Raw genomic sequence first — 20,368 nt, 5'->3', positions numbered from 1 at the left:
CAACCACCGGGAATGCCACCAGCGTTTCAGTGGCAGGTTTCTCGCCTGCCTCTTTATGCACTGGCAATAAGGAGAAGCGGTATGCAAGTCAACATCAGTGGGCATCAACTGAATGTGACCGACGCCATGCGTAGCTACATGACCGAAAAGCTCGCCAAGCTGGAGCGACACTGCGACAAGATCACCAATGTGGAGGTGATCATGGAAGTGGAGAAGCAGAAACAGCGCGTCGAGGCGACCATCCGGGTTCCAAAGTGCGACGTGGTGGCCCAGGCGGAACACGAAGACATGTATGCCGCCATCGACCTTCTTACCGATAAACTCGACCGGCAATTGCTCAAATACAAGGAAAAACAGCAGAGCCACCTGCAAGGTACGGCCGCTCGCTGAGCCCCCGATGATCCGACTAGAACAGATCCTGACCCCCGGCCGTTCCCTTGTGAACGTGCCGGGCGGCAGCAAGAAACGCGTCCTCGAACAGATCGCCAGCCTGATCCATAAAGACCTACCCGATATCGGCCAGCAAGCCCTTTTCGAGGCTCTGATCGCACGGGAAAAGCTAGGGTCCACCGGCTTCGGCAATGGCATCGCCATTCCGCATTGTCGGCTCGCCAACTGCCATGAGCCGGTCAGCGCCCTTCTGCATCTGGAGTCGCCGGTAGACTTCGACGCCATCGATGGCGCGCCGGTGGACTTGATCTTCGTGCTGCTGGTTCCCCAGGCAGCCACCGATGCCCACCTCGAACTGCTGCGACAGATCGCCAGCATGCTCGACCGCCGCGAGACTCGAGACCAACTGCGTTCAGCCAAGGACAGCGAGGCGCTGTACCAGGTGGTAGTGAACGCTCAGGTCAGCGCCTGACATGCGCCTGGTCATCGTCAGCGGTCGCTCGGGTTCGGGCAAGAGTACCGCTCTCGATGTCCTCGAAGACAACGGCTTCTACTGCATCGACAACCTTCCGGCCGGCCTGCTGCCGGAGCTCGCCGAACGCGCCATCATTCATACCGAGCTGGCCCAGCCCTTGGTCGCCGTGTCCATAGACGCGCGCAACCTGCCCAGTCATCTGTCCCGCTTCCCGGAATTGCTCGATGAGGTCCGCGCCAAGCACATTCAGTGCGACGTGCTGTTCCTGGACGCAGACGAGGAAACACTGCTCAAGCGCTTTTCGGAAACCCGCCGGCGGCACCCGCTGACCAGCGCCAATCGCTCCCTCGCCGAGGCCATTCGGGTGGAAAGCGACCTGCTTGGCCCCATAGCCGACCTGGCCGACCTGAAGATAAACACCACGAGCCTGAACCTCTACCAGCTCAGGGATACGTTGAAACTGCGCCTGCTGAACAAGCCAGACGCCGGTACCGCGTTCCTCCTGGAATCGTTCGGTTTCAAGCGTGGCATGCCCATCGACGCCGACCTGGTATTCGATGTGCGCTGCCTGCCCAACCCTTACTGGAAGCCGGAGCTGCGCGAGCACTCCGGGCTGGACCAGCCGGTGATCGACTATCTGGCGGCCCAGCCGGAGGTCGAAGACATGTTCCAGGACCTTTCCAGCTACCTGCTCAAATGGCTACCCAGGTTCGCGGCAAGCAACCGAGCCTACGTGACGGTTGCCATCGGCTGCACGGGCGGGCACCATCGCTCGGTCTATCTCACCGAGCGGCTCGGCGAACTGCTGCAGCGGACCTTACGGAACGTGCAGGTGCGCCATCGAGACCTCACCTGAACCAAGGACTTGCCACGCAATGCCCGCACTCGACATTACCATCATCAACAAGCTGGGCTTGCACGCGCGCGCGGCCGCCAAGTTCGTCGGCGTCGCCGGTCGCTTTCCCTGCCAGGTTCGGGTTGGCCGTAGCTCGGCCAGCCTGGTGGACGGCAAGAGCATCATGGCGGTCATGATGCTGGCGGCCGGTAAAGGCACCCAGATTCATCTGAGCACCGAAGGCGAACAGGCCCAGGAAGCGCTGGATGCGCTCGCAGGCCTGATCAACGACAAGTTCGACGAAGGGGAGTGAAGCCGGGAGCGGTGCACCTGTAAGAACCAGCGCAGCTGGCGAAACTGCCGATTCGCTCGCTTCGCAGGCCCCTACCGATACGCCAGCGAGCTTAGAAGGCCTGCACGGCTGCCTGATAGCGCTTTTCCACTTCCGGCCAATTGACCACGTTGAAGAACGCGCCTATGTATTCAGGGCGGCGGTTCTGGTACTTCAAGTAATAGGCGTGCTCCCACACATCCAGCCCCAGGATGGGGGTATTGCCTTTCATCAAAGGGCTGTCCTGGTTGGCAGTGCTCTCGACCACCAGTTTCTTCTCCGGGGTGACGCTCAGCCAGGCCCAGCCACTGCCGAAGCGGCTTACCGCGGCCTTGGTGAAAGCCTCCTTGAAGGCATCGAAGCCGCCCAGGTCTTTCTCGATCGCCTCTTTCACCGTGCCGCTGGGTTGGCCGCCGGCCGAAGGGGCCATTACCGTCCAGAACAGGGAATGGTTGGCATGGCCACCACCGTTGTTGGCCACGGGGCCTTTGAGTTTATCCTCGAGGCTGTCATAGGCTGCCAGCAGCTTTTCCACTGGCCACTCGGCGTACTCGGTGTTTTCCAGTGCAGCGTTCAGGTTGTTGATGTAGGTCTGGTGGTGCTTGGTATGGTGGATCTCCATCGTCTGGGCATCGATATGGGGCTCCAAGGCTTTGTAGTCGTACGGCAAGGACGGCAGGGTGTGCGGCATGTCAGTGGACTCCGTATCGCGAGTGCGCGCCGGTATGGCGCGACGGTTGGCCCATGGCACCGCCGAGCAAGCTCGCGGTGCGGGGGTATTCGCCATGGACGGCAATGAAACCCAGCAGTTCCGTATAGGTGCGATCGCTGTGACGAAGCGCTGCCTGGCGCAAGGCTACGGACAAGTGCGAATCGGCCACCGCATGAAGCAAATGTTCATGGGCCGCGCACAGGTACTCGGCACTTTCTTCCGGCTGTCGCAGTTTCAGGTGCAGGTCCGCCAGGTTGTGGTGCGAGACCACGAACGCCGCGACCGCTTCGTCCGGGTTGCTCCATCGCTCGAAGAGAATCTGCGCCAGAGCCAGTGCCCGCAGATAATGCTCTCGGGCGTCGACCCAATTGCCTTCGGCAAAGAGCGCATTGGCGCGCTCGATGGTCTGTTTCCAATGGTCCATGGTCGCTCCCCTTGCAGGTTGAGGTGCTTACAAGTGATGAGAGTGACTATTAGTGATAATCACTCTCAATGCAACCATGGTAGACCAAGGGGTATTTCAGCTGCCTGCTACTGTCATGCGCTCGATCAGTACAGATCCGGTACGTACGTTGCTGCGCAACTCCAAGTCATTGCCCACCGCGATGACCTGCCTGAACATGTCCTTCATGTTCCCGGCGATGGTCACTTCCTGGACCGGGAACTGGATTTCGCCGTTCTCGACCCAATACCCCGCGGCGCCGCGGGAATAATCACCGGTGACCATGTTCAGGCCGCTGCCCATCAGTTCGGTAACCAATAGCCCACGTCCCATCTTGCGAATGAGCGCGGCCTGGTCATCGTCGCCGTGGGTGACGAACAGGTTGTGCACGCCCCCGGCATTGGCTGTGCTGGGCATGCCCAGCTTGCGACCGGAATAGGTGCTCAACACATAGGACACCAGCCGGCCATCCTGCACGAAGGGCTTGGCATAGGTGGCCAGGCCGTCACCGTCGAAGCCCGCGCTACCCAGGGCTCGGGGCAGATGGGGACGCTCGTCCAGGGTCAGCCAGTCCGGGAACAGCTGCTGCCCGAGGGCTCCTTCCAGGAAAGAGGACTTGCGATAGAGATTGCCCCCCGATACGGCCGAGAGGAAGCTGCCGAACAATCCGCCAGCCAGTTCAGCGGCAAACAGCACCGGGACCTCGCAGGTGGGCACCGGGCGCGCGCCCAGCCGGCTGGCGGCGCGCTCGGCGGCCCTGCGACCGATGGCTTCGGGCGAAGCCAGCAGGCCGCCTTCCCGGTTCACGTCGTACCAGTAGTCCCGCTGCATCTGCCCGTTCTGTTCGGCGATCATCACGCAGCTCAGGCTGTGGCGGGTAGACGCATAGCCACCGATGAACCCGTGGCTATTGCCGTACACCCGGCACCCCTGATGGGTCGAAACCTGGCTGCCGTCGGCATTACGGATCAGCGGGCTGGCTGCGAATGCCGCCGCCTCGCAGGCCAGTGCCAGCTCGATGCTGGCCTCGGGGCTGATCTCCCATGGGTGATACAGATCCAACGCGGGCAGCTCACGAGCCATGAGCGCCGCGTCGGCCAGCCCCGCGGCATCGTCTTCTGAGGTATGTCGCGCGATCGCCAGGGCCGCCGCGACCGTCTCCCGGATGGCATCGGGGCCGGTGGCCGAGGTGCTCGCCGAACCCTTGCGCTGCCCCAGGTAAAGCGTAATGCCAAAGCCTTGGTCGCGGTTGAGCTCAACGGTTTCGACTTCGCCCTGGCGCACCGAGGTGGACAGGCCCTGCTCCAGGGAAACGGCCACCTCGCAGGCGCTGGCGCCCTGGCGGCGGGCCTCGGCGATGATCTGTTCGACCTGTTCCTGTAAGGGCGGCAGCGCCTGCGGGCCAACGCTATCGACTGCTTTCATGGGTTTCTCCACAACTTCAAAGACGGATCCGGGCAAGGGCCTGCTGGCCGGACCGGACAACCGGCCCCCGACTGGTTATCATGGCGGCGTTTATAAGCGGACGGCCCCCATGGTTGATTCATACGACGACGCCCTCGGTGAGGGTAAAAGCAAGACGCAGGTCAAACGCGAGCTCCAGGCACTGACGGAACTGGGCGAGCGGCTGACCACGCTCAAACCGGACCTGCTCGCCCGGCTGCCGCTGACCGAACCGCTGCGGCGGGCACTGGAAGAAGCGCCCAGGCACACGGCCAACGCGGCGAAAAAACGGCACACCCAGTTCATCGGCAAACTGATGCGAGACCAGGACACGGCGGCGATTCTCGAGCTGCTGGACCAGGTCGACGCCTCTACGAGGCAGTACAACGAACGCTTCCACAACCTGGAGCGCTGGCGCGACCGGCTGATCGCCGGCGATGACGCGGTACTGGATGCGTTCGTGGGCCAATACCCGGAAACCGATCGCCAGCATTTGCGTTCATTGGTGCGCCATGCGCAGCACGAGGCCGCGCACAATCGCCCACCTTCGGCCAGCCGCAAGATCTTCAAGTACATCCGCGAGATCGACGAGCAGCAACGCGGCCTGCGTTGACCCACAGCTTCACCTGGGGCGAAGCCTGGCAAGGTCACGCCCCGGTGCCGCCCACGGTGATAGCGTCGATCTTCAGTGTGGGCTGGCCAACACCCACCGGCACCGATTGACCATCCTTGCCACAGGTGCCCACCCCGCTATCCAACGCCAGGTCCGTGCCCACCATGGACACCTTGCTCATGCAATCAGGACCGTTGCCGATCAGAGTAGCGCCCTTGACCGGGGTGGTGATCCTGCCATCCTCGATCAGATAGGCTTCGCTGGTCGAGAACACGAACTTGCCGCTGGTGATATCCACTTGGCCACCGCCCAGGTTGGCGCAATAAAGCCCCTTCTTGACCGATCGGATGATTTCCTCGGGATCATGCTCGCCCGCCAGCATGTAGGTATTGGTCATGCGAGGCATGGGCAGGTGCGCGTAGGATTCCCGGCGCCCGTTGCCGGTGGCCGCCACGCCCATCAGGCGCGCGTTGAGTTTGTCCTGCATGTAACCCTTGAGCACGCCCTTCTCGATCAGGGTCGTGCATTGGGTAGTGGTGCCTTCATCGTCGACGCTCAACGAGCCGCGACGGCCTTGCAGGGTGCCGTCATCGACGATGGTGCACAGGCTGGAGGCCACCTGCTCGCCGATCCGTCCGCTGTAGGCCGAGCTGCCCTTGCGGTTGAAGTCTCCTTCCAGGCCATGCCCCACGGCTTCGTGCAGCAGCACGCCGGACCACCCCGGCCCCAGCACCACGGGCAGGGTACCGGCCGGGGCAGGCCGGGCCTCCAGGTTAACCAGAGCCTGGCGCAGAGCTTCACGGGCGTAGCCCATGGCCCGCTCCTCATCCAGGAAATAACGGTAGTCCGTGCGCGCGCCACCACCCTGCCCGCCCCGCTCGCGGCGACCGTTCTGCTCGACGATCACGCTCACGTTGAAACGCACCAAGGGGCGGATATCGGCCGCCAGGCTGCCGTCCATGCCCGCTACCAGTACCCGCTCCCAGACGCCTGCCATGCTGACGGTAACCTGCTGCACGCGAGGGTCGAGGGTACGGGTGTAGGCATCGATGCGCTTGAGCAGCTCGACCTTTTCAGCGCGGCTCATCACGTCCAGCGGGTTGTCCGCGCCGTACAGGGGCGCTCGCGCCTGTGTCGGCTGCGCGAACGCGCGCACCTGCCCGTGCTGGCCTGCCCGGGAAATCGAGCGAGCGGCCTGGGCGGCCTGGCTCAAGGCTTCACGAGTGATGGTGTTGCTATAGGCGAAACCGGTTTTCTCGCCAGCCTGGGCGCGAACGCCCACGCCCTGGTCGAAATTGAAACCGCCTTCCTTGACGATACCGTCTTCCAGGGCCCAGGACTCGGAGATCTGCGCTTGGAAATACAGGTCGGCGGCGTCGACTCCAGGACCGGCCAGTTCGCCCAGTACGGCGTTCAGGCTGTCGAGGGTCAGCTCGCCGGGGGTCAGCAATTGGTCGCTGACCGTATTCAACATCTCGCTCATGTTCACTCCGCGATAGGGGCAGGCCGCATGGCAGCCTGCGAGAAAATGCGCCGATGCGTCTGCACCGGCATACGCTCACGGATGGACGCCTGCTCGACAGCGTCGCGTGAGCCCAGCAGTACCGCTTCCCCAGTCTGGTGCTGCGTGAGCAGCCGACCCCAGGGGTCCACGATGGCCGATTGCCCGTGGGTGTGGCGTGGGCCAGGGTGCTCACCGCCCTGGGCCGCGGCCAACAGGTAGCATTGGGTTTCTATGGCACGGGCGCGAATCAGCACTTCCCAGTGAGCGGCCCCGGTCACCGCGGTGAACGCTGAAGGCGCGCTGATCAGCTCCGCGCCGGCCTCCCTCAGCCGCGCATAGAGTTCAGGGAAGCGTAGGTCATAGCATACGCTCAACCCCAGCCGCCCTACCGGCGTGTCGGCAACCACAAGGTTGTGACCATGGCCATAGTCATCGGACTCCCGATAGCGGGCCCGATCATCCTGCACATCCACGTCGAACAAATGGATCTTGTCGTACCGGGCGACTGTGCGGCCCATGTCGTCCAGCAGCAGCGAGCAAGCGCGGGGCTGCGCGTCCGGCGCGCCTTCCGGTGGCAGCGGTACAGTGCCGGCGACCAGCCAGAGGCCAAAGTCCCGAGCGCATTGGCGTAGCGCTGGCAGCACCGGGCCGGTGCCCAGGGCTTCGGCCCGGGCGATGGCTGCCACGTCCCTGCGGCCGAGCGCGGCGAAGTTTTCCGGCAACACCGCCAGCCTGGCCCCCGCCTCGCTAGCCTGCTCGAGCAGTGCCCTGGCCCGTGCCAGGTTCAAGGCCAGGTCGGTTTGGCTGACCATCTGGATCACGGCCACGTCCATAGGCGCTGGCGTCTCCTGGGTAAGGGTTCAAGGTGCATCCTAACCCACTGGAGGCTGTGCGGCTAACCGCAGCCAGGATTCGGCCAGGCGTCCTGCTCAATGCTTGCCGTCGAACGGCCGGTCGAAGCTGAGCTTGGGCTCCTTGAGCGGCCCTTCCACGCGATACTTGACGCTGATCAGGCGGGACACCCGGTCCCCCAGCAACTTGTCGACCAGGAACAGCGCGCCCCCCACTGCCGGCGCGCCCACGATCAGGGCCGCCATGGGCAGGTTGGTGCTCACGGGCAGGGTGACCAGCAAGCGGGCGTCTACCCGGTCGGCCGCCATGTCCAACGTGCCGTCCAGTTCGAGGTTGCTGGACGGGCCGGTCAGGGCGATGGGCGTGCGGGTCACGTATACCCCATCGCTGGCGGCCAGCTTCCCGGTCACCTTGTCGTAGCTGAGCCCGCGCCCGAGCAGGTCGGAGAAGTCCAGGCGCAGTCGGCGACCGATGGCATTGAAGTTAAGCAACCCGAACACCCGCAGGGCCTGGGCGCCGCCTTCCACTTCGACGAACTGGCCGTGCTTGAGGGTAGCGTCCAGGCTGCCGGAATATCGCTTGGGTGAGGCCCATGCGGGCGACCCTGGCCAGCGGCCGTCCACGTCCAGGCTGAAGTCCTGGCTGGTGACCGAGGGCGCGAATCGCCAGGCCTTGAGCACATCGGCCAGGTTGGCGCCGCGGACATTGCCCTTGAACCAGCTGATGCTGGCGCCGGCGGTGCCCTCCCAGCCACCGCTGCCTTGCAGTTGCATCCCCTTGAGCCCCAGGCTCAACTCATCCAGCGCCACCCCCCGCTCGTTGGGACGTAACTTGAGCGACCAGGCGCCAACCAGGTCTGCTCCTTGCCACAGGCGCGCGATGCGCACATCTACCGCGGGAATGTCATGGGGATCTATCTCGGCCAGCGGGTCGGGCGTCTCGGGAGGTTCCTGCAGCGCGGTGCCCTCGACCGCCGGCGCGGGCAGGTGGACATCCTGCAGGTCGATGTCCAAGGGCAATCCGGGGCGGTCCGGCACAGTGGCCTTTCCCGTGAGCTGGGGGCTGTTCAAGCGAAGCTGCCAAGTGTCCTGGGCGCGATCCAGGCGCAGGCGCGCTTGCTCCAGCGATTGCCCGAAAGCGCTCAGGTGCGCGATGGTCAGGTCCACGCTGCTCAACGGCATGGTCGGTGCCGAGCCGTTCGCTGTTCCTGCGGTGGCCGGGGTGGCTGCCAGGTAGCGATCACGCATTGCCTGCCAGGCCTTGAGGTCCACCCAGTCCATGGCGCCACGCAGGCGTAGCCCGGGCGCTCCGGGCAGCTGGGCCTTGCCTTCACCAAGCAGTAGCTCGCCGTGGCTAGTGCTTGGCGGGGCGTGGAACTGGCCATTGGCGGGCTGGTAGACCAGGCTGGCCAGGTTTGCGTAGCTCACCCGTAGTTGCCGCTCGCTTCCTGTAAGGTCGAGGTCGACACGCGTGGGGCGGCTATCCCCGGCGGCCTTGCCGTAGGGCGCGGGTAGATCGACGGTCACGCCCTTGAGGTCCGAATCGATGCGCAGTTGGCTGTCGTTTCCCAAGGCCAGCTGCATCTGGTAGGGGAACTCGCCCGTGGCGGGAAGAGGTTGGTTATTGCCCAGCCAGTTGCTCAAGGTGGCAACGTCCATCCGGCCGCTCACGTTGATACGGGTCAGCGGCGCCCCCGGCGTGCCAAGCGCTTCCAGCCCGGCGGTGAAGCCCTTGCCCAGCGCCTGGCCACTCACGTCCTTGGCCGCCAGCCCCTTGGCCAGGTCGAAGCGGAAGTCGCCCTTGAGTTCGCTGAGCTCAAGGGACGGCTCAGCAAGCTTGAGGCGGGCGCCAGCGGTGGTGAAATCCACGACCACCTTGGGTGGCTCACCGTGGGCAAGGGGAATGTCCAGGTCTACCCCGCCCCGGAGCGGACCTTGCGCCTGCCAGCCGGCGAACATCGCCTCGGTACCTATTGGCGCCGTTTGCAGAAGTTTGATTCCATCCCCGAGCGGCCCGTCGAAGCGCCCCAGCACGCTCAGGTGTGGCACCTGCCCTTCGCCTGGATGAGGTACTCGCACGGTCACATCACTTACGGTGGTGTCCAGCAGGCGGCCTCGATCAGCCTGGATGCGGACATCCCCATCCTGGATGTAGACCTTGCCGTCCACGCCTGTGACCGCCGGCCAACCCGGCTGGAAAGCCAGGCTCGCATCATGGACCTTGAAGAACAGGGTAAGGCTGCGCGCGTGATCCGGCGCGGCATGGGCCAAGGAGCCCTGGTACTGGAAATAGCCCTCGTCGACCTTCCCCTGCTGCACCGCATTGCGCAGCCAGTCGGCCACCTGGGGGTTCAGGGCTTCGGGCAGGTATTTGGGGGTGAACCGGCCGTCACCGTCATGCAAGCCCACGCGCAAGTCCATGTAAGGCTCGAGTCCTTCGCCGAAAGGCAGGCGGATCATGAAATCCGCCGCGATTCGCCCTTCTTCCCCTTGCACCTGGATCACTGGCGCGACCAGGCTGAAGCCTTCGCTGTTCAGACGCCAGGCCAATCGGGCATGGGCCTGCTGGTAATGCCATTGCTGATTGAAGATGGGAAACAGGTGCAGCATGAAACCTTCGCTGGCCAGGCGCAGTTCGCCATGGCCCAGGTCGCCTTCGATGCTGCCGCTGACGTTGGCGGCGCCAGGGGCGAAGTGGTAGGGCTGGAACGCGACCTGCTCCAGGTTCGCGGCGAAGGCCAGGCGGCGGTCTCCGTTCTCTTTTGGGCGCAGCGTCACCAGCACGTTGCGCAACGTACCGCTGGGCTTGAGGCTGTCCACCGCCAGGGCGGCCTTTTGCGGCCAGGGCATGTACGCATCGAGCAAGGGCAATAGGGGGCCAAGGGCCAGGCGGTCGGCCTGCAGTCGCCACTCATCCCCGGCCTGCTCGGCCTTGAGGCGCGCTTCCCAACGCTGGTCGGCCAGGGTCATGGCCAATGGCTGGGCCAACAACCGGTAATTGCTACCGTCCCGCTGCAGCCAGGCGCAGAGGGCCAGGTCACTGATCGCAGTTGGCGCTCTACCCTCCATGCCACCTTCGATCCGCGGGGCGTTGAGGCGCAACGAGGCGCTCTTGAGATGCTGGTCTGCCCAGTCCAGCCAGACTTCTCCACCGGCCTGCAGCGCCTGCAAATGCCATTGCCCCGTCGAGTTTGCCGGAAGCCATTTGGCCCAATCGCTCTGAGGCAAGCTGACATAGGCCTGAAGGGCTGCCTCCTGCCAGCGCTGCGGCTGCACCCTGGCGCGTACCTGCGCCGCCAGGGGCTTGCCATCGGGCAGGTGCAGGCGCAAGTCCAGGCGCTCCTGCCCCTGGGCGGAACGCAAGCTGGCGTCCAGGTAGGTAAAGGCGATGGGGTCGTGACCCCATGGCACCAGCACCAACTGGCTGTCGAGCAGCGTCAACTCGCCAAGCTGGCGCAGGCGGTCGATCGCCTGGGCGGGGTCCAGCGGGCTATCGTCAGAAGGCCGGGGAAGGCCCTGCAGCGCCCAGTGGCCGCTGCCATCCTGACGCAGGGTCAGATGCAAGCCTTCCATCTGGAGCGTGTCGATCTGCGGCTTGAGGGTCGTGAGACTGCGCCACAGCGCGGGAACTACCCGAACCCGATCCAGATGCAAGGCATCCGGCCCGGTGCCGAGGGTCAGGTCCTGGGCTACCAGCGCTGGCGACAGCCCTACCCAACTGCCTTCCACGCGGCCGATGCTCACGGGCAGGCCCAGGGCCTGGCTTACCTTGTCGGCGAGCGCGGGCTGGTAGTCTCCTACCATGGGCAGCAACTGCCGGCCGAGGCTTACATAGAGCGCCAGGAGGATCAGATAAAGCGCGCAGCCGCCCAGCCCCCAACGAACGAGCGCCCCTGTCACCTGTGTCAAACGCGCCATGCAGGGGCCCTTGTTCGGTTAAGCTTCAATCAGAGCAACACCACGTCGTATTGTTCCTGCGAATACATGCTCTCTACCTGGAAGCGAATGGTGCGGCCTATGAAAGCCTCCAGTTCGGCGACATTGCCGGACTCTTCGTCCAGCAGGCGGTCCACCACCTTCTGATTGGCCAGCACACGGTAGCCCTCGGCCTGGTAGGCCCTGGCCTCGCGCAGGATTTCCCGGAAAATCTCGTAGCAGACAGTTTCCGGCGTTTTCAGCTTGCCCCGCCCCTGGCAGCAGGCACAGGGCTCGCAAAGCACCTGCTCCAGGCTTTCCCGGGTGCGCTTGCGGGTCATCTGCACCAGGCCCAGCTCGGTGATGCCGATGATGTTGGTCTTGGCATGGTCACGTTCGAGCTGTTTTTCCAGGGTACGCAATACCTGGCGCTGGTGTTCCTCGTCTTCCATGTCGATGAAGTCGATGATGATGATCCCGCCGATGTTGCGCAGGCGCAGCTGGCGAGCAATGGCCGTGGCAGCCTCGAGGTTGGTCTTGAAGATGGTTTCCTCGAGGTTGCGGTGCCCCACGAAGGCACCGGTGTTCACGTCGATGGTGGTCATCGCCTCGGCCGGGTCCACGACCAGGTAGCCACCGGACTTGAGCGGCACCTTGCGATCCAGTGCCCGCTGGATCTCGTCTTCCACCGCATACAGGTCGAAGATCGGCCGTTCGCCCGGGTAATGTTCCAGGCGGTCGGCGATTTCCGGCATCAGCTCTTCGACGAACTGGGTGGTTTTCTGGAAAGTCTCCCTGGAATCGATGCGGATCTTCTCGATCTTCGGATTGACCAGATCGCGCAGGGTACGCAAGGCCAGGCCCAGGTCTTCATAGATGACCGTGGGCGCGCCGGCGGTCTTGATCTGGCTGCCGATCTGCTCCCAAAGCCTGCGCAGGTAGCGAATATCCATGAGGATTTCCTCGGCCCGGGCCCCCTCTGCGGCGGTGCGCAGGATGAACCCGCCGCTTTCCTGGATGCCCTCCTTGGCCACGCAGTCGCTGACGATCTGCTTGAGGCGCTCGCGCTCGCATTCTTCCTCGATTTTCAGGGAAATGCCCACATGACTGGTGCGCGGCATGTACACCAGGTAGCGCGACGGAATCGACAGCTGGGTGGTCAGGCGCGCGCCCTTGGAGCCGATCGGGTCCTTGGTGACCTGCACCACCAGGCTCTGCCCCTCATGGACCAGGGCACTGATGGTTTCCACGGCCGGCCCTTCGCGCAGGGAAATCTCCGAAGCGTGGATGAACGCGGCGCGGTCCAGCCCGATGTCGATGAACGCCGCCTGCATGCCCGGAAGCACGCGGACGACCTTGCCTTTGTAGATATTGCCGACGATGCCCCGGCGCTGGGTACGCTCCACGTGCACTTCCTGCAGCACGCCGTTCTCCACCAGCGCCACACGGGACTCCATCGGCGTGATGTTGATGAGGATTTCTTCGCTCATGACAGGCTCTCGTCAGGATGTTTGCCCCATGATGCCCGGACTGACGGCGCGAGGCGACGCCAGCGTAAGGTCAAAGGGTAACGTTCGGTTGCCAGCACGGCACGCCGAAGCGGGCCAGCAGCGCGGCGGTTTCGCACAAGGGCAAGCCGACCACGCCGGAATAACTGCCGTCGATGGTTTCCACGAAGACCGCGCCCAGCCCCTGTATGGCATAGGCCCCAGCCTTGTCGGCAGGCTCCCCGCTGGCCCAGTATGCGTCGATTTCCTGTGCCGAAAGATGTCTGAAGCGTACCTGGCTGCTCACGCAGATCACCTCTGCCTCGCTGGCGCTTCGCACCGCCACGGCGGTGAAAACTCGATGAGCGCGGCCGCTGAGGGCTGCAAGCATGGCGCGCGCGTCCTGACCGTCGGCGGGTTTGCCAAGAATCTGCTCGTCGAGGATGACCGCGGTATCGGCTCCGAGCACGACCGCCCCTGCTGGCGCTTGCGCCTGGCCGGCCTTGGCCTTGGCCATGGCCAGGCGGCACACGTAGGCCTGCGGCTGCTCGCCGGGCAATGGGGTTTCGTCGATGGGCGCCGTCAAGGTGCTGAAGGGCACGCCGATCTGGGCCAGCAACTCTCGTCGGCGCGGGGAACCGGAAGCCAGGAACAATGAAGGCATGGGACAACTCCTTGTCAGCGACGCTTCAGTGGATATTGAAGCGGCGGCGCAGGCCGCGCAGCCCATAACTGACCCACGGCCATAGCAGGGCGCTGACCACCGCCGGCAGCAGCAGGGCCAGGGTGGGCTGGCGGTTGCCGGTCAGGGCGCTGAGCCATAGCTGCGCCAGTTGCATGACTCCCAGCACCACGAAGATCACCAGGCTCTGCTGCCACATCGGGAACATGCGCATGCGCTGCTGCAGCGACAGCACCAGGAAGGTGGTCAGGCTCAGGATAAGCGCGTTCTGCCCCAGCAGGGTGCCGTAGAGGACGTCTTCGGCCAGGCCCAGTACCCAGGCAGTGGTCATGCCCACCTTGCCGGGCACGTTCAGGCACCAGAAGGCCATGAGCAACGACAGCCACAATGGCCGCAGCACTTCCATGAACTGGGGCAGCGGGGACACGCTCAGCAGCAGGCCGATGGCGAAGGTCAGCCAGATGATCCAGCCATGGTTGCGCCTTGTATTGACCATCAATGCGCTCCTTCAGGGCTGGCTGCTCGCCCGGCCGGCGCGCTGGCGCGGGGCGTGGCGGCCGGCTTGGCGTTAGGCGCCGGGGTAGCGCCCTGGGCAGGCGTGGTGGCCGGGTGGCCGGCCGCGGCGGGCTGCGCCGGATGGGAATTCGGAATGGCGACATGTGCACCATTGGCCGGCGCGGAGCTCCCCGCTGGCGCAGTCGGCGTAGCCTGTGCGCCGGCCGGGTTCGGGTCGAGATGCTCGCCCGAGCCGCCTCGCCCAGAGGCCGGGGCGGCGGGCACACCGCTGCCTTCTTCCGCCTGGGCGGCGTCGGCGGCGCGCTGCTCCGGCGTACGGCTATCGGAGAACACCAGCAACACGTAGCGGCTGCGGTTGAGCGCGGCCGTGGGCACCGCCCGCACGATCGCAAAGGGCTGGCCGGAGTCATGAATCACTTCCTTGACCGTGGCCACCGGATAGCCTGCCGGGAAGCGCTGGCCCAACCCTGAGCTGACCAGCAGGTCGCCTTCCTTGATGTCGGCCGTGTCGGCTACGTGCCGAAGCTCCAGGCGCTCCGGATTGCCCGTGCCGCTGGCGATGGCGCGAAGCCCGTTGCGGTTGACCTGGACAGGAATGCTGTGGGTGCTGTCGGTAAGCAGCAAGACCCGCGAAGCATAGGGCATCAACTCCACTACCTGCCCCATCAGACCGCGCGCATCGAGCACCGGCTGCCCCAGGAACACGCCGTCACGCTCCCCCTTGTTGATGAGGATACGGTGGGTGAAGGGATTAGGGTCTACGCCGATCAGTTCGGCCACCTCCACCTTCTCGTTCACCAGCGAGGATGAATTGAGCAGTTCGCGCAAGCGCACGTTCTGCTCCGTCAAGGCAGCCAGCTTCTGCAGGCGCCCTTGCAGCAGGAGAGCCTCGGTCTTGAGCTTTTCGTTTTCCGCGATCAGCTCGGTGCGGCTGCCGAACTGGCTTGCCACGCCCTGCCACATGCGTTGCGGCAGGTCGGTGATCCAGTACGACTGCATCAGCACCAGCGACATCTGGCTGCGCACGGGCTTGAGCAGCATGAAGCGGGCGTCCACCACCATCAGGGCAACGGACAGCACCACGAGCACCAGCAGATGCACGCCCAGCGAGGGGCCCTTGGCGAACAGCGGTTTAATGGGCTGTTCCTCCTGGGCGGGAAGATGGAAGGTCAGTCATGGATCGAAGCCGCGGCAAGAAACGGATAAACGCGCGAACGCCCGGCCGCTACCTTAGCGCCGGGAGACGCTACTGTAACCCACCGGGCGTGCCACTGGATCATTCGCTGGAGAGCAGATCCATGGTGTGCTTGTCCATCATCTCCAGGGCGCGGCCGCCGCCGCGGGCCACGCAGGTGAGCGGATCCTCGGCGACGATGACCGGCAGGCCGGTTTCCTGGGCCAGGAGCTTGTCCAGGTCACGCAGCAGCGCGCCACCGCCGGTGAGCACCAGGCCACGCTCGGCGATGTCCGAGGCCAGCTCAGGCGGGGACTGCTCCAGGGCGCTCTTGACCGCCTGGACGATGGTCGCCAGGGACTCCTGCAGCGCCTCGAGCACTTCGTTGGAATTGAGGGTGAAGGCTCGCGGCACGCCTTCGGCCAGGTTACGGCCACGCACGTCCACTTCGCGAACTTCGCCGCCCGGGTAGGCGGTGCCGATTTCCTGCTTGATGCGCTCGGCGGTGGATTCGCCGATCAGGCTGCCGTAGTTGCGCCGAACGTAGGTCACGATGGCTTCGTCGAAACGGTCGCCGCCCACGCGCACGGATTCGGCGTACACCACGCCATTGAGGGAAATCAGGGCGATCTCGGTGGTGCCGCCGCCGATATCCACCACCATCGAACCGCGGGCTTCCTCCACCGGCAGACCGGCGCCGATGGCCGCCGCCATGGGCTCCTCGATGAGGAAGACTTCGCGCGCGCCGGCCCCGAGGGCCGACTCACGGATGGCCCGGCGCTCCACCTGGGTGGACTTGCAGGGCACGCAGATCAGCACCCGGGGGCTGGGCTGCAGGAAGCTGTTTTCATGAACCTTGTTGATGAAGTACTGAAGCATTTTTTCGCAGACGCTGAAGTCGGCGATCACCCCGTCCTTCATGGGACGGATGGCAGCAATGTTACCCGGGGTGCGGCCGAGCATGCGCTTGGCCTCGGTCCCGACGGCCACCACGCTCTTCTGGTTGCCGTGGGTACGGATGGCGACCACCGAGGGCTCATTCAGGACGATACCGCGCTCACGCACGTAGATAAGGGTGTTGGCCGTTCCCAGGTCGATGGACAGATCGCTGGAAAACATGCCACGCAGTTTCTTGAACATGGAGAAGTGACCCTGGCAACGCGTGGGTAAAAAAGTGCGGCAAACTCTAACAACGGCGGGGATTTTGGGCAAGGCGCCAATATGTTAAATTGGCTGTTTTTCCGGGCACACGGCCCCACGATCGCGGCTCTGTGACCGTGTTTTCGCGACTGTGTTCCCCCCGTGGCGGAACGTTTCCGCCCGGCTTTCTCCTGGAGATCCTCCCCATGGCGCTCGAACGCTCCGACGTGGAAAAGATCGCCCACCTGGCCCGCCTCGGGCTGAGCGAGGCTGATCTGCCACATACCCTAGACGCTCTCAACAGCATCCTGAACCTGGCGAGCCAGATGCAAGCCGTGGACACCCAGAACATCGCCCCCCTGGCCCACCCGCTGGAAGCCAGCCAACGCCTGCGTCCCGACCAGGTCACCGAACACAACCAGCGCGATGCCTACCAGGCCATTGCACCGGCCGTCGACAGCGGCCTGTACCTGGTACCGAAAGTCATCGAGTAAGGGATAACCGCCTGCCATGCATGAATTCACCCTGGCCGAGATCGCCCAAGGCCTTGCCGCCAAGCGTTACTCTTCCGTCGAGCTGACCCAGGCGCTGCTGACGCGCATCGGGGCCCTGGACCCACGGCTCAACGCCTTCATCACCGTTACCGAAGACCTGGCCCTGGAGCAGGCCCGCGCCGCCGACGCGCGCCGCGCCGCTGGCGAGGCCGGCCCGCTGCTAGGCGCCCCCATCGCCCACAAGGACCTCTTCTGCACCCGTGGCATCCGCACCAGCTGCGCGTCCCGGATGCTCGACAACTTCCAGGCGCCCTACGACGCTACCGTGGTCGAGAAGCTGGCCGCCGCTGGCGCCGTGACCCTCGGCAAGACCAACATGGACGAGTTCGCCATGGGCTCGGCCAACGAAAACAGCCACTATGGCGCTGTGCACAACCCCTGGCAGCCGGACCACGTACCAGGCGGTTCGTCCGGCGGTTCCGCGGCCGCGGTGGCGGCGCGCCTGGTGCCGGCGACCACCGGTACCGACACGGGCGGTTCGATCCGCCAGCCGGCGGCCTTCACCAACCTCACCGGCCTGAAGCCTACCTACGGTCGTGTTTCCCGCTGGGGCATGATCGCCTACGCCTCCAGCCTCGACCAGGCCGGCCCACTGGCACGCACCGCCGAAGACTGCGCCCTGCTGCTGCAAGCCATGGCCGGTTTCGACCCCAAGGACTCCACCAGCATCGACCAGCCGGTGCCGGACTACAGCGCCACCCTCAACGACTCGCTGCAGGGGCTGCGTATCGGGGTGCCCAAGGAGTACTTCGATGCCGGGCTGGACCCGCGCATCGGCGAGCTGGTGCAAGCCAGCATCCAGGAACTGGAAAGACTCGGCGCGGTGATCAAGCCCATCAGCCTGCCGAACATGCGCCACGCGATTCCGGCCTATTACGTGATCGCACCGGCCGAGGCCTCGTCGAACCTGTCCCGCTTCGACGGCGTGCGCTTCGGCTATCGCTGCGAAAACCCGGTGGACCTCACCGACCTGTACAAGCGCTCCCGGGGCGAAGGCTTCGGGCCGGAAGTACAGCGCCGCATCATGGTCGGCACCTATGCCCTTTCGGCCGGCTACTACGACGCCTATTACCTCAAGGCCCAGCGTATCCGTCGGCTGATCAAGAATGACTTCATGGCCGCCTTCCAGGACGTGGACGTCATTCTCGGCCCGACCACGCCGAACCCGGCCTGGAAGCTGGGCGCCAAGGGCAGCGACCCGGTGGCGGCCTACCTCGAGGACGTCTACACCATCACCGCCAACCTGGCGGGGCTGCCTGGCCTGTCCATGCCGGTCGGCTTCGCCGACGGCTTGCCTGTGGGCGCGCAACTGCTGGCGCCGTATTTCCAGGAAGGGCGACTACTGAACATCGCGCACCGCTACCAACAGGTCACTGATTGGCACCGCCGTTCGCCGGAAGGCTTCTGAGGAGCAATACACATGCAATGGGAAGTCGTGATCGGGCTGGAGATTCATACCCAGCTCGCGACCCAGTCCAAGATTTTCTCCGGCAGCGCCACCACCTTCGGCTCGGCACCCAACACCCAGGCCAGCCTGGTCGACCTGGGCATGCCGGGGGTGCTCCCGGTGCTGAACCAGGAAGCCGTGCGCATGGCCGTGATGTTCGGCCTGGCCATCGATGCCCAAATCGGCCAGCAGAACGTCTTCGCCCGCAAGAACTACTTCTACCCCGACCTACCCAAGGGCTACCAGATCAGCCAGATGGACCACCCCATCGTGGGCAAGGGCCATCTGGACATCACCCTGGAAGACGGCACCACCAAGCGCATCGGCGTTACCCGCGCCCACCTGGAAGAAGACGCCGGCAAAAGCCTGCACGAAGATTTCCAGGGCTTTTCGGGCATCGACCTCAACCGGGCCGGCACGCCGCTGCTGGAAATCGTCTCCGAGCCGGACATGCGCAGCGCCAAGGAAGCCGTTGCCTATGTGAAAGCCATCCATGCCCTGGTGCGCTATCTGGGCATCTGCGATGGCAACATGGCCGAAGGCTCCCTGCGCTGCGACTGCAACGTCTCGATCCGCCCCAAGGGCCAGGCCGAATTCGGCACTCGCTGCGAAATCAAGAACGTCAACTCGTTCCGCTTCATCGAGCGCGCCATCAACAGTGAAGTGCAACGCCAGATCGAGCTCATCGAGGACGGCGGCAAGGTCATCCAGGAGACTCGCCTGTATGACCCGAACAAGGACGAAACCCGCTCCATGCGCAGCAAGGAGGAAGCCAACGACTACCGTTACTTCCCTGACCCGGACCTGCTGCCGGTGGTCATCGAGGACAGCTTCCTCGACAACGTGCGCGCTTCCCTGCCCGAGCTGCCGCCACAGAAGCGCGAGCGCTTCCAGAGCCAGTACGGGCTCTCCGCCTACGACGCCACGGTGCTGGCATCCAGCCGCGAGCAGGCCGACTACTTCGAGCAGGTAGCGGCGCTGGGCGGCGACGCCAAGCTGGCGGCCAACTGGGTCATGGTGGAGCTGGGCAGCCTGCTGAACAAGCAGGGCCTGGACATCGAACAGTCCCCGGTCAGCACCGAACAGCTGGGCGGCATGCTGCAGCGCATCCGCGACAACACCATCTCCGGCAAAATCGCCAAGGTGGTGTTCGAAGCCATGGCCAATGGCGAGGGCAGCGCGGACCAGATCATCGAAAACCGTGGGCTGAAGCAGGTCACTGATTCTGGTGCCATCGAGCAGGTGCTGGATGAAGTGCTGGCGGCCAACGCCGAGCAGGTCGAGCAATATCGCGCCGCCGACGAGGCCAAGCGCGGCAAGATGTTCGGCTTCTTCGTCGGCCAGGCGATGAGGGCGTCCAAGGGCAAGGCCAATCCGCAGCAGGTGAACGAGCTGCTCAAGCGCAAGCTGGAAGGCTGAAAGCCGACGCGCCCGCCAGACCAGCGGGCGCGTCGGCCTTCGCCTGTACAAGGATCTACCATGCAACGCCTGTTCAGCTTGACGCTCTTGATGGCCATGCTCGCTGGCTGCGCGGGCCAGCCCACTGCTCTGGCCCCTGGGGAGGCCCAGGAAGGCCTGGCCTCCTACTACGGTTCACGCCACCACGGCCTGCGCACGGCCAGTGGGGAGCGCTTCGACCAGAACGCTCTCACGGCGGCGCACCGTACACTGCCGATGGGCGCCGAGGTGCAGGTCACCAACTTACGGAACGACCGCAGCGTGGTGGTGCGCATCAATGACCGTGGCCCTCATGCGCGCAGCCGGGTCATCGACCTTTCCCGCGCCGCGGCACAGCGCCTGGGCATGATCGACGACGGCACCGCTCGGGTGCGTATCCGGCGTCTGGACTGACCAGGC

The 20,368-nt window shown here is 64.7% G+C and carries 20 protein-coding genes; 9 read left to right on the top strand and 11 right to left on the bottom strand.

Annotated features, from left to right (window positions below):
• Nucleotides 1-81 precede the first annotated feature (81 nt).
• From hpf to ACP691_RS01750, 4 genes are read left to right on the top strand one after another with little or no spacing between them, the layout of a single operon-like run.
• Nucleotides 82-390 carry a ribosome hibernation-promoting factor, HPF/YfiA family gene (hpf, locus tag ACP691_RS01765; RefSeq protein WP_040261793.1) on the top strand — a complete coding sequence of 103 codons (309 nt, stop codon included), beginning with the start codon at nucleotides 82-84 and terminating at the stop codon, nucleotides 388-390.
• 7 nt (nucleotides 391-397) lie between these two features.
• Nucleotides 398-862, top strand: a complete 465-nt coding sequence (gene ptsN / locus ACP691_RS01760; protein ID WP_426149808.1) for a PTS IIA-like nitrogen regulatory protein PtsN — start codon at nucleotides 398-400, stop codon at nucleotides 860-862.
• Nucleotide 863: 1 nt separating this feature from the next.
• Nucleotides 864-1,721 (top strand): RNase adapter RapZ, encoded by an 858-nt coding sequence (rapZ, locus tag ACP691_RS01755; protein WP_040261791.1) that lies wholly within the window; start codon nucleotides 864-866, stop codon nucleotides 1,719-1,721.
• Between the two features lie 19 nt (nucleotides 1,722-1,740).
• Nucleotides 1,741-2,013, top strand: a complete 273-nt coding sequence (locus ACP691_RS01750) for an HPr family phosphocarrier protein (RefSeq protein ID WP_040261790.1) — start codon at nucleotides 1,741-1,743, stop codon at nucleotides 2,011-2,013.
• A gap of 91 nt (nucleotides 2,014-2,104) precedes the next feature.
• Here the strand turns inward: ACP691_RS01750 and ACP691_RS01745 are convergent, their stop codons facing one another.
• The 3 genes from ACP691_RS01745 to pmbA form a co-directional block, all read right to left on the bottom strand.
• Nucleotides 2,105-2,722, bottom strand: a complete 618-nt coding sequence (locus ACP691_RS01745) for a superoxide dismutase (RefSeq protein ID WP_040261789.1) — start codon at nucleotides 2,720-2,722, stop codon at nucleotides 2,105-2,107.
• Nucleotide 2,723: 1 nt separating this feature from the next.
• Nucleotides 2,724-3,167, bottom strand: coding sequence for a tetratricopeptide repeat protein (locus tag ACP691_RS01740; RefSeq protein ID WP_040261788.1), 444 nt, complete (start codon nucleotides 3,165-3,167; stop codon nucleotides 2,724-2,726).
• A 96-nt stretch (nucleotides 3,168-3,263) separates the two neighbouring features.
• Complete coding sequence (gene pmbA / locus ACP691_RS01735) at nucleotides 3,264-4,610, bottom strand: metalloprotease PmbA (RefSeq protein WP_426149807.1); 1,347 nt, start codon at nucleotides 4,608-4,610, stop codon at nucleotides 3,264-3,266.
• A gap of 109 nt (nucleotides 4,611-4,719) precedes the next feature.
• On the opposite strand from pmbA, the gene yjgA reads away from it, so the two are divergent.
• Entirely contained in the window at nucleotides 4,720-5,241 is a 522-nt protein-coding gene (gene yjgA, locus ACP691_RS01730; protein WP_426149806.1) for a ribosome biogenesis factor YjgA, read from the top strand.
• Nucleotides 5,242-5,275: 34 nt separating this feature from the next.
• On the opposite strand, the gene tldD is transcribed toward yjgA, so the two are convergent.
• The 8 genes from tldD to mreB form a co-directional block, all read right to left on the bottom strand.
• Complete coding sequence (tldD, locus tag ACP691_RS01725) at nucleotides 5,276-6,724, bottom strand: metalloprotease TldD (RefSeq protein ID WP_426149805.1); 1,449 nt, start codon at nucleotides 6,722-6,724, stop codon at nucleotides 5,276-5,278.
• Nucleotides 6,725-6,726: 2 nt separating this feature from the next.
• The gene (locus ACP691_RS01720) at nucleotides 6,727-7,578 is read right to left on the bottom strand and encodes a carbon-nitrogen hydrolase family protein (protein WP_426149804.1); all 852 of its coding nucleotides are present in this window, start codon (nucleotides 7,576-7,578) and stop codon (nucleotides 6,727-6,729) included.
• Nucleotides 7,579-7,674: 96 nt separating this feature from the next.
• Entirely contained in the window at nucleotides 7,675-11,514 is a 3,840-nt protein-coding gene (locus tag ACP691_RS01715; RefSeq protein ID WP_426149803.1) for a YhdP family protein, read from the bottom strand.
• A gap of 29 nt (nucleotides 11,515-11,543) precedes the next feature.
• Nucleotides 11,544-13,001, bottom strand: a complete 1,458-nt coding sequence (rng, locus tag ACP691_RS01710) for a ribonuclease G (RefSeq protein WP_040261783.1) — start codon at nucleotides 12,999-13,001, stop codon at nucleotides 11,544-11,546.
• A 70-nt stretch (nucleotides 13,002-13,071) separates the two neighbouring features.
• The gene (locus ACP691_RS01705) at nucleotides 13,072-13,662 is read right to left on the bottom strand and encodes a Maf family protein (RefSeq protein ID WP_426149802.1); all 591 of its coding nucleotides are present in this window, start codon (nucleotides 13,660-13,662) and stop codon (nucleotides 13,072-13,074) included.
• 25 nt (nucleotides 13,663-13,687) lie between these two features.
• Nucleotides 13,688-14,176, bottom strand: a complete 489-nt coding sequence (gene mreD / locus ACP691_RS01700; RefSeq protein WP_040261781.1) for a rod shape-determining protein MreD — start codon at nucleotides 14,174-14,176, stop codon at nucleotides 13,688-13,690.
• On the bottom strand, nucleotides 14,176-15,297 hold the full coding sequence (mreC, locus tag ACP691_RS01695) for a rod shape-determining protein MreC (protein ID WP_426149801.1): 1,122 nt from the start codon (nucleotides 15,295-15,297) through the stop codon (nucleotides 14,176-14,178). Before mreC ends, mreD begins: the two co-directional genes overlap by 1 nt.
• Nucleotides 15,298-15,472: 175 nt before the next feature.
• Nucleotides 15,473-16,510: a rod shape-determining protein MreB gene (mreB, locus tag ACP691_RS01690; RefSeq protein ID WP_008371426.1), complete on the bottom strand. Its 1,038-nt coding sequence runs from the start codon at nucleotides 16,508-16,510 to the stop codon at nucleotides 15,473-15,475.
• A gap of 206 nt (nucleotides 16,511-16,716) precedes the next feature.
• Between mreB and gatC the strand changes: the two genes are divergently transcribed.
• Genes gatC through ACP691_RS01670 form a run of 4 tightly spaced genes read left to right on the top strand, consistent with a single transcriptional unit; the run spans nucleotide 16,717 to nucleotide 20,362 of the window.
• The gene (gene gatC, locus ACP691_RS01685; protein ID WP_040261779.1) at nucleotides 16,717-17,004 is read left to right on the top strand and encodes an Asp-tRNA(Asn)/Glu-tRNA(Gln) amidotransferase subunit GatC; all 288 of its coding nucleotides are present in this window, start codon (nucleotides 16,717-16,719) and stop codon (nucleotides 17,002-17,004) included.
• A gap of 16 nt (nucleotides 17,005-17,020) precedes the next feature.
• The gene (gene gatA / locus ACP691_RS01680) at nucleotides 17,021-18,472 is read left to right on the top strand and encodes an Asp-tRNA(Asn)/Glu-tRNA(Gln) amidotransferase subunit GatA (RefSeq protein ID WP_426149800.1); all 1,452 of its coding nucleotides are present in this window, start codon (nucleotides 17,021-17,023) and stop codon (nucleotides 18,470-18,472) included.
• Nucleotides 18,473-18,484: 12 nt separating this feature from the next.
• A complete protein-coding gene (gene gatB / locus ACP691_RS01675; RefSeq protein WP_426149799.1) occupies nucleotides 18,485-19,930 on the top strand; it encodes an Asp-tRNA(Asn)/Glu-tRNA(Gln) amidotransferase subunit GatB in 1,446 nt (481 codons plus the stop codon).
• 60 nt (nucleotides 19,931-19,990) lie between these two features.
• Entirely contained in the window at nucleotides 19,991-20,362 is a 372-nt protein-coding gene (locus ACP691_RS01670) for a septal ring lytic transglycosylase RlpA family protein (RefSeq protein WP_426149798.1), read from the top strand.
• Nucleotides 20,363-20,368: the final 6 nt, after the last annotated feature.

This window comes from Pseudomonas sp. DC3200b2 (assembly GCF_049895785.1).
Classification (GTDB): Bacteria; Pseudomonadota; Gammaproteobacteria; order Pseudomonadales; family Pseudomonadaceae; genus Aquipseudomonas; species Aquipseudomonas massiliensis.
Note: the sequence above shows the minus strand (reverse complement) of the source record. Positions and strands in the feature narration are given on the sequence as shown.